The sequence below is a fragment of the Salinimicrobium soli genome (genome assembly GCF_048323655.1).
GTDB lineage: Bacteria > Bacteroidota > Bacteroidia > Flavobacteriales > Flavobacteriaceae > Salinimicrobium > Salinimicrobium soli.
Window position 1 is genome coordinate 791,036 of sequence record NZ_JBLUWW010000003.1, and the last position, 14,902, is coordinate 805,937.

Here is a 14,902-nt window from a genome sequence, read left to right on the forward strand (position 1 = left end):
CTATATTCATTGAGGTTTTCTTGTATTTTATTAACAAATTTTTAGTTGTCGTTCGTTAATAAGTTCATTACATTCTTCTTTGATATTAGGAAGCAAATTTGTCAATTAGCTATAACTCAGAATCAGGTATGGTTTTTGAAACTTGAGTTACAAATAATCAGAGAGAAAGGAAAAAACATGGATGATAATTTTTCACCACGAGTAAAAGATGTGATCGCCTACAGCAAGGAGGAAGCCTTGCGTTTGGGCCATGACTTTATAGGTACAGAGCACCTCATGTTGGGGCTGCTTAGAGATGGTGATGGAAAAGCGATTAATATATTAAATGCACTGGATGTTGACCTTACCCATTTAAGAAGAAAGGTAGAGATCCTAAGCCCTGCTAACCCTGCGATAAGTGTTGAATCTAATGAGAAGCGAAATCTTCATTTGACACGCCAGGCAGAAAGGGCTCTCAAAACCACTTTTTTGGAGGCTAAATTATTCCAGAGCACTTCGATTAATACTGCCCACCTGCTATTGTGCATTTTACGGAATGAAAACGACCCTACTACGAAACTTCTCAATAAATTGAAGGTGGATTACGATGGGGTTAAAGACCAGTTTAAATATATGATAACAAACGATGACGACTATATAGAGTCTCCTTCGGCCGAGTCTTTTTCGGATGAAGATGCTACTTCAGACGATTCCGGAAAAAGCAATCCTTTTGCGGGAAGTCCGAGTAAGACCAACAAGAAATCGAAGACTCCCGTTTTGGATAACTTCGGAAGGGATCTTACTGCCCTGGCAGAGCTTGATAAACTGGACCCTGTTGTGGGTCGGGAGAAAGAGATCGAAAGGGTATCCCAGATCTTAAGCCGAAGAAAGAAAAACAACCCGCTCCTCATTGGAGAACCCGGAGTTGGTAAGTCGGCAATTGCTGAAGGTCTTGCTTTACGTATTGTAAAAAGAAAAGTCTCACGTATCCTTTTTGACAAGCGGGTGGTCACTCTTGACCTTGCCAGCCTTGTTGCCGGTACCAAATACCGTGGTCAATTCGAGGAACGAATGAAAGCAGTAATGAACGAACTTGAAAAGAATGATGATATCATCCTTTTCATTGATGAGATCCATACTATTGTTGGTGCCGGTGGCGCTACAGGTAGCCTGGATGCCAGCAACATGTTCAAACCTGCACTTGCAAGAGGCGAGATACAATGTATCGGTGCCACAACTCTTGACGAGTACAGACAGTATATTGAGAAGGATGGAGCTCTGGAAAGACGTTTCCAAAAAGTTATCGTAGAACCAACTACGGTAGAGGAAACTATTCAGATCCTTAATAATATTAAGGACAAGTATGAAGAGCACCACAATGTGACTTATACAGACGAAGCTATTCTGGCCTGTGTAAAACTCACTAACAGGTATATGACAGACCGTTTCCTTCCGGACAAAGCGATCGATGCTTTAGATGAAGCTGGTTCAAGAGTGCACATCACAAATATTGATGTTCCAAAACAGATCCTGGAATTGGAGCGCAAGCTGGAAGAAGTAAGAGAGAACAAGAATTCCGTGGTTAAAAAGCAGAAATATGAAGAAGCTGCAAAACTGCGTGATGACGAAAAGAATATAGAGAAAGAACTCGCTAAAGCTCAGGCCAAGTGGGAAGAAGAATCTAAAATGCACCGGGAAATAGTTTCTGAAGATAACGTAGCAGATGTTGTTTCCATGATGACAGGAATTCCTGTAAACAGGATCGCCCAGACTGAGATCAACAAACTGGCTCTTCTGCCGGAATTGATCAAAGGCAAAGTAATTGGTCAGGACGAAGCGGTTGGAAAAGTGGTAAAAGCTATTCAGCGTAACCGCGCCGGACTTAAAGATCCGAACAAGCCAATTGGTTCATTTATCTTCCTTGGTCAAACCGGGGTTGGTAAAACTCAGTTAGCGAAGATCCTTTCCAGAGAATTGTTCGACAATGAAGATGCGTTGATACGTATCGACATGAGTGAATACATGGAAAAATTCGCGGTAAGCCGATTAATTGGTGCACCTCCGGGATACGTAGGTTATGAAGAAGGAGGTCAATTAACTGAGAAAGTAAGACGTAAACCTTACGCAGTGATCCTGCTGGACGAGGTAGAGAAAGCCCACCCTGATGTATTCAACATGCTGTTGCAGGTACTGGATGACGGTTACCTCACTGACAGCCTTGGTAGAAAGATCGACTTTAGAAATACGATCATTATAATGACCTCGAATATTGGGGCCAGAAAACTGAAAGATTTTGGACAGGGAGTAGGTTTTGGAACCGCTGCCAAGAAGTCTCAGGTTGATGAGAACGCACGTAGTGTTATTGAAAATGCTCTTAAAAAGGCATTTGCTCCCGAGTTCCTTAACCGGGTAGATGACGTGGTGATCTTTAACCCTCTAGAACAAGAGGACATTTATAAGATCATTGATATTGAGCTTGAAAAACTATTCGGAAGAATTGGCGCTCTTGGTTACGACTTGAAACTGACCAAAAAAGCCAAGGATTTCATTGCCGAAAAAGGTTTCGACAAGCAATACGGTGCAAGACCATTGAACAGAGCTATTCAGAAGTATATTGAAGATGCCCTGGCCGAAGAGATCATTTCTTCACACATTTCTGAAGGAGACAAGATCTTTATGGACCTTGACGAAAAGAAAAATGAGCTGACCATTAAAGTGGAAAAAGCTAAAAAAGAAACCAACTCTTAGTTGTACGTAGTTGAGTTTTAATTTTTGAAGCCTGTGAATTTTCACAGGCTTCTTTTTTTAATGCCTTCCCTTTAAAACATCAACTACATCCTGCAGCTCATATCCTTTTGCTTTCAGCAGGATCAGGTAATGAAATAAAAGATCGGCGCTTTCATTCAGGAACAGCTCTTCGTTGTCATCTTTGGCTTCGATAACCGTTTCCACCGCCTCCTCACCTACTTTCTGCGCGATCTTATTGATCCCGCTTCGAAAAAGGGAAGCAACATAACTTTTCTCATTCTCCGGATTGTCTCTGCGATCAGTGATGATCTTTTCCAGTTCGGATAAAAATCCGAATTGCTGTGTATTCTCTTCTCCCCAACAGGTATCTGTTCCTTTGTGGCAGGTTGGGCCGTCAGGTCTTGCGAGAATAAGCAACGTATCCTTGTCACAATCTACTTTAATATCCACCACGTTTAAAAAGTTACCACTCTCCTCCCCTTTGGTCCAAAGTCTTTTTTTACTGCGGCTGAAAAATGTCACTTTTTGAAGCTCTTTGGTTTTAGCCAGTGCATCGTCATTCATATAACCTAACATTAGTACATTTTTGGTTTCCGAATCCTGTACAATTGCGGGCACAAGTCCGTCTCTATCTTTATTGAAATCTATTTTCATTTCTCTATTTTCTATATTCTTTGTTCTACCTAAAGTCTAACCTCAATACCTTTTTTCCTCATTTCTTTCTTCAGATCTTTGATCTCTATTTCCCTGAAATGAAAAACACTGGCGGCCAAAGCTGCATCTGCATCTCCTTCAGTAAAAGCATCGCAAAAGTGCTGTATATCACCAGCACCTCCCGAGGCAATTACCGGGATACTGAGTTCTGAAGAAAGTCTTTTCAGTGCTTCATTAGCAAAGCCTTTTTTAGTGCCATCGTGATCCATGGAGGTAAAAAGGATCTCTCCTGCACCTCGCTCTTCCACCTCTTTTGCCCATTCAAAAAGGTCAATTTCAGTAGGAACTTTTCCGCCCACGAGGTACACGAGCCATTTCCCGTTAATCTGTTTAGCATCAATGGCCACGACAATGCACTGCCGACCAAACTTAGCTGCCAATTGATTGATAAGGTCGGGATTCTTCACTGCGGAAGAATTCACAGCAACCTTGTCAGCCCCATTCTGAAGCAGCACATCTACATCTTCAACAGAAGAAATCCCCCCGCCTACAGTAAACGGAATATTCACCGTGGCAGCCACTTTTCTTACCAGTTCTGCCAGGGTCTTTCTTTTTTCCTCTGTAGCCGAAATATCCAGGAACACCAGTTCATCTGCACCCGATCTCGAGTAGATCTGCGCCAGCTCCACCGGATCTCCTGCATCCCGGAGGGCTATGAAATTTACCCCTTTTACGGTACGTCCATCCTTGATATCAAGACAAGGAATAATTCTTTTTGTCAGCATTTCTTCTAAATGTTTATTTCTTGTGATCCTCCATTTTCCAGGATAAATTTCTCCAGCTGTTTTAAACTGATCTTTCCTTCGTAGATCGCTTTTCCAATAATCGCTCCTTCACAACCAACTTCACGGAGGTATGGAAGATCATCGAAAGTAGCCACCCCTCCGGAGGCAATTAGTTTCAATCCAGGATTCTCTTCCAGGATTTCCCTGTACAGATCAATTGAAGGACCAGTCAGCATTCCATCTTTAGAAATATCAGTACAGATAACATATTTGACTCCCTTTGCTGAATACTGCTGAATAAAAGGTAAAAGATCTTCTCCCGATTCTTCAGTCCAGCCACTGACTGCTATCTTCTTGTTTTTGGCATCGGCCCCTAAAATGATCTTTTCATTTCCAAATTTTTCCAGCCAGGAGAAAAAGACTTCCGGTTGTTTTACCGCAATGCTTCCCCCGGTGATCTGCCTGGCTCCAGATTCAAAAGCGATTCTAAGATCCTCATCAGACTTTAATCCACCCCCAAAATCGATCTTAAGATCAGTACCCGAAGCGATCTTCTCAAGAACTTTGTGATTGACAATATGCTTTGATTTTGCTCCGTCAAGATCGACCAGGTGCAGGTATTTTATCCCATGATCTGCAAATTCTTTCGCAACCTCTAAAGGGTTCTCATTGTAAATTTTACTTGTGCTGTAATCTCCCTGGGAAAGCCTTACGCACTTCCCGTCGATAATATCTATTGCTGGAATGATTCTCATTCTTTTTTGTTTTAATTGTCACCTCGAGCGGAGCCGAAAGGTCTCTTCTATTTTTACATTTCTAACTTCAGAAAGTTCTCCAATATTCTTTCTCCTGCCTCGCTGCTTTTTTCCGGATGAAACTGAACTCCGTAAAAATTACCTTTTTTAAGAGCTGAAGAATATTCCACTCCGTAGTCACATTTCGCAATAGTTTCACTGCAGACAGGAGCATAATAACTGTGCACAAGATAAACGTACTCTCCTTCTGAAATTCCTTCAAAAAGTTCTGTTTTAAGATCCGTTATTCTGTTCCATCCTATGTGAGGCACTTTCAGGTCCTTTTCAAAATGAACCACTGCTGTGTCAAAAATCCCCAGTCCGGTTGTGTTTCCTTCTTCCGAAGAGGCACACATCAACTGCATACCCAGGCAGATACCCAAAACAGGCTGCTCCAGTTGGGGAATAAGCGCATCCAATCCTGTGCTTCGTAGTTTGGTCATAGCCGAGCTTGCTTCCCCAACACCGGGAAAAATGACCTTATCTGCTTTCCTGATCTCTTCTGCGTCTGAGGATAATACCCCGGTGTAACCCAGTCGTTCCAATGCAAATTTGATGCTTTGAATGTTTCCTGCTCCGTAATCTATTATAACTATTTTCATTCTGTTCAAATTATAGCATGCCTTTGGTACTGGGCAGGATCATTTTCTCAGGATCTCTTTTTACCGCCACCTTGATCGCTTTGGCAAAAGCCTTAAAAATGGCTTCTATTTTGTGGTGTTCATTCCTTCCTTCAGCTTTGATATTTAGATTAGCCCTGGCACCATCGGTAAAGGATTTAAAAAAGTGGTAGAACATTTCTGTGGGCACTTGGCCTATCATTTCCCGATTGAATTCGGCGTCCCATACTAACCAGTTCCTGCCTCCAAAATCAATGGCAACCTGCGCCAGGCAATCATCCATCGGCAGGCAAAAGCCATAGCGCTCTATTCCAAGTTTGTTACCCAAGGCTTTTGAAAATACTTCTCCCAAAGCAATGGCGGTATCTTCTATCGTGTGGTGCTCGTCGACTTCCAGATCGCCGGTAACCTTCACCTCCAGATCCATTTGACCATGCCTCGATATCTGGTCCAGCATGTGGTCAAAGAATTTGAGTCCGGTGTTAATATCACTTATTCCTGTGCCATCGAGATTCAGCCTAATGAAAATATCTGTTTCATTCGTTTTCCGGGAGATCTCTGCGGAACGATCACTGAGTTTCAAAAATTCATAGATCTTCTGCCAGCTCTCAGTCTCCAGTTGGATCACCTGCTGTAATTCCTCCTTTTTTGTTGAAACTTCTTCCTTTCCAAGATCTTCATGCCCGGTGATAAAGATCCCTTTTGAATTTAAATTCTTTGCCAGTTCCATGTCGGTCAGCCGGTCGCCTATCACAAAAGAATTCTTCAAATCGTACTGCTCTTCATTGAAGAAGTGTGTTAGAAGTCCGGTGCGCGGTTTTCGGGTGTTGGCATTTTCTTCCGGAAATGTCCGGTCAATAATGATCTCGTTGAACTTCACTCCCTCATTCTCGAAGGTCTGTAAAAGAAATTTCTGGACCGGCCAAAAAGTATCTTCCGGAAAGGAATCTGTGCCAAGGCCATCCTGATTGGTGACCATCACCAACTCGTAGTCCAGCTCTTTTGCGATTTTTGATAGGTATTGGAAAACTCCGGGATAAAATTTCAGTTTATCAAAACTATCCAATTGATAATCCTCGGGCTCAAGCGCCAATGTTCCGTCACGGTCTATAAAAAGTACTTTTTTCATTTACTTGCCATTTCTTTTTGGTTGTTCATTTCTATTTCCTGTAAAGCTTTTACCAGCTTTATATTTTCTGCCATCGTCCCGACCGTAAAGCGAATGGTATTTTCACACAGCGGTTGGTTACTGCGGTTGCGGACCACTATTTCCTTCTTCAGCAGTTGCTCATATCTTTGATCGGCGTTGTCTACCCTTGCCAGCAGAAAGTTTGCTTCGGAAGGAAAAATTTCACTAACAAAAGATATTTTGGATAACTCCTTCTCTAAAAAGCCTTTTTGGCCAAGTATTTTTTTGATCTCCAATTCCACCTCTTCTGTTGCCTGTAACCGCTCCAGAGCCTTTTGCTGGGTTAGCACATTTACATTGTAAGGTGGTTTGATCTTATTCAGGATACTGATGATTTCTGTGGAAGCATAACAGATCCCCAACCTGATCCCGGCCTGTCCATAAGCCTTTGAGAGGGTTTGCGTGATCACAAGATTAGGAAACTCCTGAAGTCTTTTTAGCCAACTTTCCTGCGAAGAAAAATCAATATAGGCCTCATCGATCACTAAGAGTCCGTTGAAGTTATTCAATAATTTCAGAACAGCTTCTTCAGAAAAAGTGTTTCCTGTGGGATTATTGGGAGAGCAGAGAAAGAGCAATTTGGTATTCGCATCCACTTCATCAAGAATTGTATCTACATCAGGCTGAAAGTTTTTCTTCAGGAATATTTCACGGTTTTCTACCTCATTAAGATCAGCCAGTACCTTGTACATTCCATAGGTAGGAGGCAACGTAATTATGTTGTCCCTCCCCGGACTACAAAAAGCTCTGAAAAGCAGGTCCAACACTTCATCGCTGCCGTTTCCGAGTAAAATATGTTCTTCCCGAAGGCCTTTTTGAATGGCAAGTTCAGATTTCAGGTTTGCCTGTTGCGGATCGGGATATCGATTGACTCCGTTATCGAATGGATTTTCATTGGCATCCAAAAATGTCATTTTTCGACCATCTGCTTTGAACTCGTCCCGGGCAGAAGAATACGGTTTCATCTGCGCGACATTCTTGCGCACCAGTCGGTCAATATTAAAATCGGAGTTCATCTTAGTTTGCATTTTCAAGTTCTTTTAATCGTAAGCTAACTGCATTTTTGTGAGCCTGCAGTCCTTCAGCCTCAGCCATTAATTCAATAGCCGGACCAATAGTGCGAATTCCTTCCTCAGTTATCTTTTGAAAACTGATCGTTTTCATAAAACTGTCGAGGTTAACTCCGCTGTACTGTTTCGCGTATCCGTTCGTGGGCAGCGTATGATTTGTTCCTGAAGCATAATCTCCCGCACTTTCGGGAGTATTGTTCCCAATAAAGACAGAGCCCGCATTCTGAATTCCGTCTACAAAATAGTCGCTTTCACTGCAGCAAACTATAAAGTGCTCTGGGGCATATTCATTAATGAGTTCGAGAGCAGTTTCTTTTTCCTTTATAAAGATCAGGCGGGAATTCTGAATGGCTGCGCTGGCGATCTCCTTTCGCGGAAGTTGTTCCAGCTGATTCGCTACCTCTTTTTCAACTTGTTCCAGAAAATCTTCGGAAAGAGAAACCAATATCACCTGACTATCTTTTCCATGTTCTGCCTGTGACAAGAGATCTGAAGCAACAAAGGCAGCATTGGCGGTATTATCAGCCAGCACCAGCAATTCCGAAGGGCCTGCCGGCATATCAATTGCAACATCATATTTCGTGGCCATCTGTTTGGCTACAGTTACAAACTGGTTTCCGGGGCCAAAGATCTTGTATACTTTCGGAAGGGTTTCGGTTCCAAAGGTCATTCCTGCAATGGCCTGGATACCTCCCACTTTAAAGATGCGATCTATACCACATAGAGCCGCAGTATACAATATCACCGGATTTATCGTACCCTGTTTGTTAGGCGGGGAACACAGAACTATTTCCCTGCAGCCTGCTATTTGTGCCGGTACAGCCAGCATAAGGATCGTAGAAAATAAAGGTGCAGTCCCGCCGGGAATGTAAAGTCCAACTTTTTGAATAGGTCGTTTTTCCTGCCAACATTCTACCCCTGCGACGGTTTCTACCGCAACTTTTCCCTGCTTTTGAGCGGCGTGAAAAGCTTCAATATTCTTTTTAGCTAACTGAATAGCTTGTTTTAGATCATCTGAAACCTCGGTTTGAGCTTCATTTATTTCTTCTGCAGAAACTTCCAGGTTGTCAGGTTTTACACCATCAAACAGTTCGGTGTAGCGATTGACAGCCTCGTCCCCTTTGGCTTTGATCTCCCCAAAGATCTCTGCAACCGTACGTTCAATATCTTCAAAACTTTGCGTGGGACGCTTAAGAAGTTCTTCCCACTGTTTCCTTTCCGGATTTATTACTTTTTTCATTCCAGCAGATTTTAAAGTACCATTTTCTCGATTGGTGCGACCAAAATTCCTTCGGCACCGTTCTGTTTTAACTCATCAATTACTTCCCAGAAACGTTCTTCAGAAATTACGGTGTGGATAGAACTCCATCCTTTTTCAGCTAAAGGAAGAACGGTAGGACTTCTCATTCCGGGTAACAATTCAATTACTTTATCGAGCCGGTCGCTTGGAACATTCATCAGAATGTATTTTGATTTCCTGGCTCGCAGTACAGATTTGATCCTGAACTGAAGCTTTGTAAGCACCTCTTTTCTTTCCGCAGAGATCTTTGGGGAAACAGCCAGAACGGCTTCGCTTTGCAGCATCACCTCCACTTCTTTCAGGTTATTCTTAAAAAGGGTGCTCCCGCTTGAAACGATATCACAGATCGCATCTGCCAACCCAATATTAGGCGCGATCTCAACAGAACCGTTAATAATATGAAGGTCTGCAGAAATGCCATTTTTGGCCAGGTAATTATTGACGGTATTGGGGTAGGAAGTCGCGATACGGGTGCCATCAAGATCTTTAAGACCTGTATATTTTGCCGTTTTTGGAACAGCTAATGACACACGACACTTAGAAAATCCGAGTTTTTCGGCTGTTATTATGTCCTCCCCTTTTTCAATGAGCACATTCTCACCAATAATGGCTGCATCTACCACGCCATCGCGTAAATACTGCGGAATATCCCCATTGCGGAGATAGAATACCTCTAACGGAAAATTTCCGGAGGTGGCTTTAAGCTGTTCCCGGCCATTGTCAATTGAAATTCCGGCGTCCTTTAGGAGCTTGAGAGAATCATCGTGAAGTCTCCCCGATTTTTGTACTGCTATTCTGATTTTTTGCATGTTGGTAATTTTTTGCTGAGCAGAAAACGGGGTAATAAAAAAACCCGTTTGAGCTGCTCAAACGGGTTTTAGAAATATGAGTTATACACATATCAATCTCACCTCGCAAGAGCGAATGAATGAGAATGATGATGATGTAATTGAGTTGCTTTCATTATAAAGGCGAAATTAAATAAATATTTCAATATGAAAAGACTTTTCTGAATATTTAATTACTGATTGCCTAAAATGATAGGCATACCACCTTCACCGCCACCTATAACCACTACTTTGGAATTCGGGGATTTGGCCAGTTCGAGTGTGGCCTGAATACCTTTTTCCTTCAGGACTTTATCTGTCAGGGAAGCTGCTAGGATCTCATTGGCGCGGGCTTTACCTTCAGCGTCAATACGCTGCCGTTCGGCTTCCTGCTCTGCTTTGGTCAACCTGAATTCATATTCCAGAGATTCCTGTTCCTGACGAAGCTTTCGCTCGATCGCATCTTTAATGGTCGAGGGAAGAGAAACATCTCTCACAAGAACTTCATTGATCTGCACATATTGGTTTTCCAACAATAATTTGGTCTCCTCAAAGATCTCCTGTTGGATGGCTTCCCTTTTAGAAGAATAAAGCTGTTCCGGATTGTAACGTCCAACTACCGCACGGGCAGCAGATCTTACAGCAGGCTGCAATACTCGTTGTACATAGGCTTCTCCCCGGGTTTTGTGCAATAACCCCAGCTCTTCATAAGCAGGTTGGAACCAGACTGAAGCATCCAGCTGGATCTCTAATCCGTTGGAAGAAAGAACCTGCATATCCTCATCAATTGACTGCTGGCGCACTTCGTAAACGAAAACCTTGTTCCATGGAGCTACAAAATGGAAACCTTCAGATAATGGAGGTTCATCTGTAACCACTCCTTCATCAAAGGTTTTATAAAGAACCCCGGCTTCCCCGGATCCTATGGTAATTGTAGATTTAGCGATGATAATAATTAAAATAATACCTAAAAATAAAATGGGTAAACCCACCTTTGGTAATCTGTCCATACGTGTTTGAATTTGTAAATTAAATGTATCCGCGGTATTTCCTTAAGAACCATTCCAGGCTCAGCAAGAGAATTATTATCCCCAGCAGGTAATACCAGTCGATCAAAGATACGTTGTTTTGTCGGCTTTTCTGCACAGGAAGGTAAGAATTGGATGACAATAGATCATTCCGTAGTTGATCTGCATCTTCAAGGAAATAAAGTTTCTGCTCTTTTTGAGTGGCGATCATTTGCAGCTCTTCCAGGTTTGCGCCGGTAAATTGCTTTTCCATGTCAAATGAAAGGATCTCGAAAGAACCGGTTTTAGCTAGTCCTTCACCTTCTACATAGGCATTAAACTCATATTCTCCCGCAGGAAGGCTGGAGAGGTCAACGTCATAGTGCCGTTCTGCCAACCGGAAAGGAATTTGCCTTTTTTCGCCGGTCTCCTTGTTTGTGATTCGAAGCACCAGTTCTTTGCCTGGATCAAAAACATAATTCTTATCGAAGTATTCTGCCGAGATCAATGGTTCCTGCTCGCCATTGTAAAGCGGTTCATAAGAAACAGCAAAGCGTTGCCTCATTTGTTGGGCTGCCAGGAATTGTACAAGTTTTCCAAAATATTCATCAAAACTCTCAAAGGAGGAATCATCCTGATACACCTGACTCCGCCATTTCCAAATCCCCGCACCGAACAAAAATGCCCTTTTTTGCTCCTTTTCTTCCAGTAAAGCCAAAAGCGGCAAACCGGTTTCCACTCCTTCCACTTTTTTATAAAATAGAACATCCGGATTGGATTCCATTTTTAGATCTCCGAAGTTGGAAACCAGTGGCGGAAATGCTGAAATATCAAATTCGGAAAGCTGATAGGTTCCAAAATTGTCATTTTTGACAGGAAAGACTTCTTCAGTTTGTCCCGTGATCTCATGCTCTACATCCTCCAACTGAGCATTAAGGAAGCGCCAGTCAGTATTTGGTCCGGAAATAAGCCAGTAGTTCTGAGACTTTTCCTGAAGTCGCTGAAAAAGATCCAAAAACTTTGAATTCGGTTGGTAAAGTATGAGGAGTTGGTAATCGGCGGGATCAAAGTTACCATCCTGGATCTGCTGCAGATGTACTTCCCTTTGCTGGTTTGATTCTATAGTTTTTTTAAGTGCTCCCAGGTCAGGATGCAGCACATCATATACCACCGCAACCTTTGTACGTTCATCTATGACTTCCAGGGCAAATTTCCTGCTGTTATTCTGAACGTTCTTTTCTTCTGAAAGAGGTTCGATCTCTACAGTATATACACGGGTGCCAATGGAAGTTGCCGGCAGATCAGTCTGTATGACGGCAGAATTTTCAGATTGACTAAAATTTACCTTTTTACTGAAAACAACGGTGTTTCCAGACTTTATCCGCAGAATTGATTCGGCAGGCTCTTTACCTGAATACCTGAGAATAACCTCCACAGGAAAACGATTGTTCAAAAAAGCATATTTATTGGCATTGATCCGGGTGACCGCCAGATCTTTAATTTTGGCAGTATCTCCTAAAACAACCGGAATTACCGGCTGCTCATATCCTGCAATTCCATAGGAGAATTCCTGCCCCACCGTTTGATTACCGTCGGTCATCAAAATTGTTGGTGCTCTTTGCCCCCTCTTCAAACTTTTCAGGTCTTTAAAAATGGTAGAAATATTGGTCTGGTTTTCTCTGAAATCCGGAGCTTTTCCGGTACCGGTTTCCCTTCCGAAGGTATAAAGTTGAACATCAAACCTGTTGTTGATCTCTTTATCCTTCCGAAGTTTGTTTACGAAGTTCTTAACCCGGCTGGTATCTGAAAGTTCGGCAATTGAAGAGGAGTTATCTACGGCCAGGATCAATTCAGGTTTTTCAGTAAAATATTCTGTATTCCTGACCTTGGGATTGATAGCCAATAATAGAAGAGCAAAGATAGTAAGGCTACGTAAGGCAGCAAAAATGGCATTTTGAGATAGTTTTCCTTTTGGTTCATGGAAATACTGAAAAGTCCCTATGGCAATAGAGACAAATAGAGCAAGTATAATAAGGAGAACAGTAGATGTTGGCATCAGGACTTGCAGAATTTCATTAAATATACAGAAAGGTGTCCTGAAAAAAAATTCCCGCTTTTGGTTAAAAGCGGGAACAAGATCTTTTAGGTGAGCATTCCGCCATCAACATTGATGACCTGCCCGGTAATATATGCGCTGAGATCACTTCCCAGGAAGACACATGCGTTAGCGATATCTTCGGGAGTTCCTCCCCTTTTTAATGGAATTGCTTCTCTCCAGCCTTCCACAACTTTTTCATCAAGTTTTCCGGTCATTTCGGTTTCTATAAATCCAGGGGCGATCACGTTGGTACGAATATTACGTGATCCCAACTCAAGAGCCATTGATTTGGAGAAGCCGATCATCCCAGCTTTTGAAGCAGCATAGTTCGCCTGGCCGGCATTTCCTTTTACTCCCACCACACTGCTCATATTGATGATACTTCCTTTGCGTTGCTTCAACATGGTACGCTGAACAGCCTTGGTCATGTTGAAAACAGATTTCAGGTTTACTTCAATGACCTTGTCGAAATCTTCTTCGCTCATTCGCATCAACAGGTTATCTTTTGTAATTCCGGCATTGTTCACCAGGATATCAATACTTCCGAAATCTTCCAGTACATTTTTCACCAGTTCTTCGGCTTCCTTGAAGTCAGCAGCATTTGATTTGTAACCTTTGGCCTTGATCCCCATTTCTTGAAGTTCCTTTTCAAGCTGGTTGGCTGCTTCTACAGAAGAGCTATACGTAAAAGCCACATTGGCTCCATGCTTAGCAAATACTTCGGCAATTCCTTTTCCAATACCTCTACTGGCACCGGTAACTATGGCATTTTTTCCTTCTAAAAGTTTCATGTTTATTTTTCGGTTTTCGTGGTCAGTACTCAATTTGAATCAAATATAGTAAAACGAGTTGTTTACCATAAAAAAACCTCCGGAAGTTCCTGATTTGTGGATCAGCAAACCACGGAGGTTCTTATGGTAACACGGGATAAATTATCCCATAACTTCTTTTACTTTTTTACCGATCTCGGCAGGAGAATCAACAACATTGATCCCACACTCCCTCATAATGGCTTTTTTAGCCTCGGCAGTATCTTCACTTCCTCCAACGATCGCACCGGCGTGACCCATAGTACGTCCTTTTGGAGCAGTTTCTCCGGCGATGAATCCAACAACCGGCTTTTTGTTTCCGTTCTCTTTGATCCAACGGGCCGCATCAGCCTCAAGTTGTCCACCGATTTCTCCGATCATAACGATACATTTAGTTTCGTCATCGTTCATCAATAGTTCAACAGCTTCTTTGGTAGTGGTTCCAATAATTGGATCTCCTCCAATACCAATAGCGGTGGTGATACCTAGACCTTCTTTTACAACCTGATCTGCTGCTTCATAAGTAAGGGTTCCAGATTTTGAAACGATCCCAACATTTCCTTTTTTGAAGACAAAGCCCGGCATAATACCAACCTTAGCTTCTTCGGGAGTGATAACTCCAGGACAGTTAGGTCCTACCAAACGGCAGTCTCTGTCTTTTATATAATCTGCAGCTTTGATCATATCGGCTACAGGAATACCTTCGGTAATAGTGATAATAACTTTGATGCCTGCATCAGCAGCTTCCATAATAGCATCGGCTGCAAATGCCGGTGGAACAAAAATAATGGAGACGTCTGCTCCGGTTTCTTTTACTGCTTCAGCAACAGTATTAAAAACAGGTTTTTCCAGGTGCTTTTGACCACCTTTTCCGGGAGTCACCCCACCTACAACGTTTGTTCCGTATTCTATCATTTGTCCGGCGTGAAAAGTACCTTCACTTCCGGTAAATCCTTGAACAATTATTTTTGAATCTTTATTGACTAAAACGCTCATAGTTGATTATTGAATTTTTGAGTTAC

The 14,902-nt window shown here is 42.4% G+C and carries 13 protein-coding genes; 1 reads left to right on the forward strand and 12 read right to left on the reverse strand.

All coding sequences use genetic code 11. The features are described 5' to 3' along the window. Window positions 1–177 precede the first annotated feature (177 nt). Complete coding sequence (locus ACNORC_RS13040) at window positions 178–2,727, forward strand: ATP-dependent Clp protease ATP-binding subunit (RefSeq protein ID WP_418336092.1); 2,550 nt, start codon at window positions 178–180, stop codon at window positions 2,725–2,727. Window positions 2,728–2,784: 57 nt separating this feature from the next. Here the strand turns inward: ACNORC_RS13040 and hisIE are convergent, their stop codons facing one another. The 12 genes from hisIE to sucD form a co-directional block, all read right to left on the reverse strand. Continuing rightward, a complete protein-coding gene (gene hisIE / locus ACNORC_RS13045) occupies window positions 2,785–3,381 on the reverse strand; it encodes a bifunctional phosphoribosyl-AMP cyclohydrolase/phosphoribosyl-ATP diphosphatase HisIE (protein ID WP_418336093.1) in 597 nt (198 codons plus the stop codon). A gap of 29 nt (window positions 3,382–3,410) precedes the next feature. Further along, the gene (gene hisF / locus ACNORC_RS13050; protein WP_418336094.1) at window positions 3,411–4,166 is read right to left on the reverse strand and encodes an imidazole glycerol phosphate synthase subunit HisF; all 756 of its coding nucleotides are present in this window, start codon (window positions 4,164–4,166) and stop codon (window positions 3,411–3,413) included. A gap of 5 nt (window positions 4,167–4,171) precedes the next feature. Further along, window positions 4,172–4,921, reverse strand: coding sequence for a 1-(5-phosphoribosyl)-5-[(5-phosphoribosylamino)methylideneamino]imidazole-4-carboxamide isomerase (gene hisA / locus ACNORC_RS13055; RefSeq protein ID WP_418336095.1), 750 nt, complete (start codon window positions 4,919–4,921; stop codon window positions 4,172–4,174). A 53-nt stretch (window positions 4,922–4,974) separates the two neighbouring features. Next, window positions 4,975–5,562 (reverse strand): imidazole glycerol phosphate synthase subunit HisH, encoded by a 588-nt coding sequence (gene hisH, locus ACNORC_RS13060; RefSeq protein WP_418336096.1) that lies wholly within the window; start codon window positions 5,560–5,562, stop codon window positions 4,975–4,977. 10 nt (window positions 5,563–5,572) lie between these two features. Continuing rightward, a complete protein-coding gene (hisB, locus tag ACNORC_RS13065; RefSeq protein ID WP_418336097.1) occupies window positions 5,573–6,709 on the reverse strand; it encodes a bifunctional histidinol-phosphatase/imidazoleglycerol-phosphate dehydratase HisB in 1,137 nt (378 codons plus the stop codon). After that, window positions 6,706–7,797 (reverse strand): histidinol-phosphate transaminase, encoded by a 1,092-nt coding sequence (hisC, locus tag ACNORC_RS13070; RefSeq protein ID WP_418336098.1) that lies wholly within the window; start codon window positions 7,795–7,797, stop codon window positions 6,706–6,708. The genes hisB and hisC overlap by 4 nt, the downstream gene beginning before the upstream one ends. Beyond that, a complete protein-coding gene (gene hisD, locus ACNORC_RS13075; RefSeq protein ID WP_418336099.1) occupies window positions 7,787–9,079 on the reverse strand; it encodes a histidinol dehydrogenase in 1,293 nt (430 codons plus the stop codon). Before hisD ends, hisC begins: the two co-directional genes overlap by 11 nt. Window positions 9,080–9,090: 11 nt before the next feature. Beyond that, window positions 9,091–9,948 (reverse strand): ATP phosphoribosyltransferase, encoded by an 858-nt coding sequence (hisG, locus tag ACNORC_RS13080; protein WP_418336101.1) that lies wholly within the window; start codon window positions 9,946–9,948, stop codon window positions 9,091–9,093. Between the two features lie 212 nt (window positions 9,949–10,160). After that, window positions 10,161–10,976: a prohibitin family protein gene (locus ACNORC_RS13085; protein ID WP_418336102.1), complete on the reverse strand. Its 816-nt coding sequence runs from the start codon at window positions 10,974–10,976 to the stop codon at window positions 10,161–10,163. A 19-nt stretch (window positions 10,977–10,995) separates the two neighbouring features. Beyond that, complete coding sequence (locus ACNORC_RS13090) at window positions 10,996–13,029, reverse strand: vWA domain-containing protein (protein ID WP_418336103.1); 2,034 nt, start codon at window positions 13,027–13,029, stop codon at window positions 10,996–10,998. Between the two features lie 86 nt (window positions 13,030–13,115). Beyond that, on the reverse strand, window positions 13,116–13,862 hold the full coding sequence (gene fabG / locus ACNORC_RS13095; RefSeq protein WP_418336104.1) for a 3-oxoacyl-[acyl-carrier-protein] reductase: 747 nt from the start codon (window positions 13,860–13,862) through the stop codon (window positions 13,116–13,118). A gap of 141 nt (window positions 13,863–14,003) precedes the next feature. Beyond that, window positions 14,004–14,876, reverse strand: a complete 873-nt coding sequence (sucD, locus tag ACNORC_RS13100; protein ID WP_418336105.1) for a succinate--CoA ligase subunit alpha — start codon at window positions 14,874–14,876, stop codon at window positions 14,004–14,006. Between the last annotated feature and the right edge of the window lie 26 nt (window positions 14,877–14,902).

Coding starts and splice junctions, on each gene's coding strand:
- ACNORC_RS13040 (WP_418336092.1), top strand. CDS start 178: ATGGATGATAATTTTTCACCACGAGTAAAAGATGTGATCGCCTACAGC.
- hisIE (WP_418336093.1), bottom strand. CDS start 3,381: ATGAAAATAGATTTCAATAAAGATAGAGACGGACTTGTGCCCGCAATT.
- hisF (WP_418336094.1), bottom strand. CDS start 4,166: ATGCTGACAAAAAGAATTATTCCTTGTCTTGATATCAAGGATGGACGT.
- hisA (WP_418336095.1), bottom strand. CDS start 4,921: ATGAGAATCATTCCAGCAATAGATATTATCGACGGGAAGTGCGTAAGG.
- hisH (WP_418336096.1), bottom strand. CDS start 5,562: ATGAAAATAGTTATAATAGATTACGGAGCAGGAAACATTCAAAGCATC.
- hisB (WP_418336097.1), bottom strand. CDS start 6,709: ATGAAAAAAGTACTTTTTATAGACCGTGACGGAACATTGGCGCTTGAG.
- hisC (WP_418336098.1), bottom strand. CDS start 7,797: ATGCAAACTAAGATGAACTCCGATTTTAATATTGACCGACTGGTGCGC.
- hisD (WP_418336099.1), bottom strand. CDS start 9,079: ATGAAAAAAGTAATAAATCCGGAAAGGAAACAGTGGGAAGAACTTCTT.
- hisG (WP_418336101.1), bottom strand. CDS start 9,948: ATGCAAAAAATCAGAATAGCAGTACAAAAATCGGGGAGACTTCACGAT.
- ACNORC_RS13085 (WP_418336102.1), bottom strand. CDS start 10,976: ATGGACAGATTACCAAAGGTGGGTTTACCCATTTTATTTTTAGGTATT.
- ACNORC_RS13090 (WP_418336103.1), bottom strand. CDS start 13,029: ATGCCAACATCTACTGTTCTCCTTATTATACTTGCTCTATTTGTCTCT.
- fabG (WP_418336104.1), bottom strand. CDS start 13,862: ATGAAACTTTTAGAAGGAAAAAATGCCATAGTTACCGGTGCCAGTAGA.
- sucD (WP_418336105.1), bottom strand. CDS start 14,876: ATGAGCGTTTTAGTCAATAAAGATTCAAAAATAATTGTTCAAGGATTT.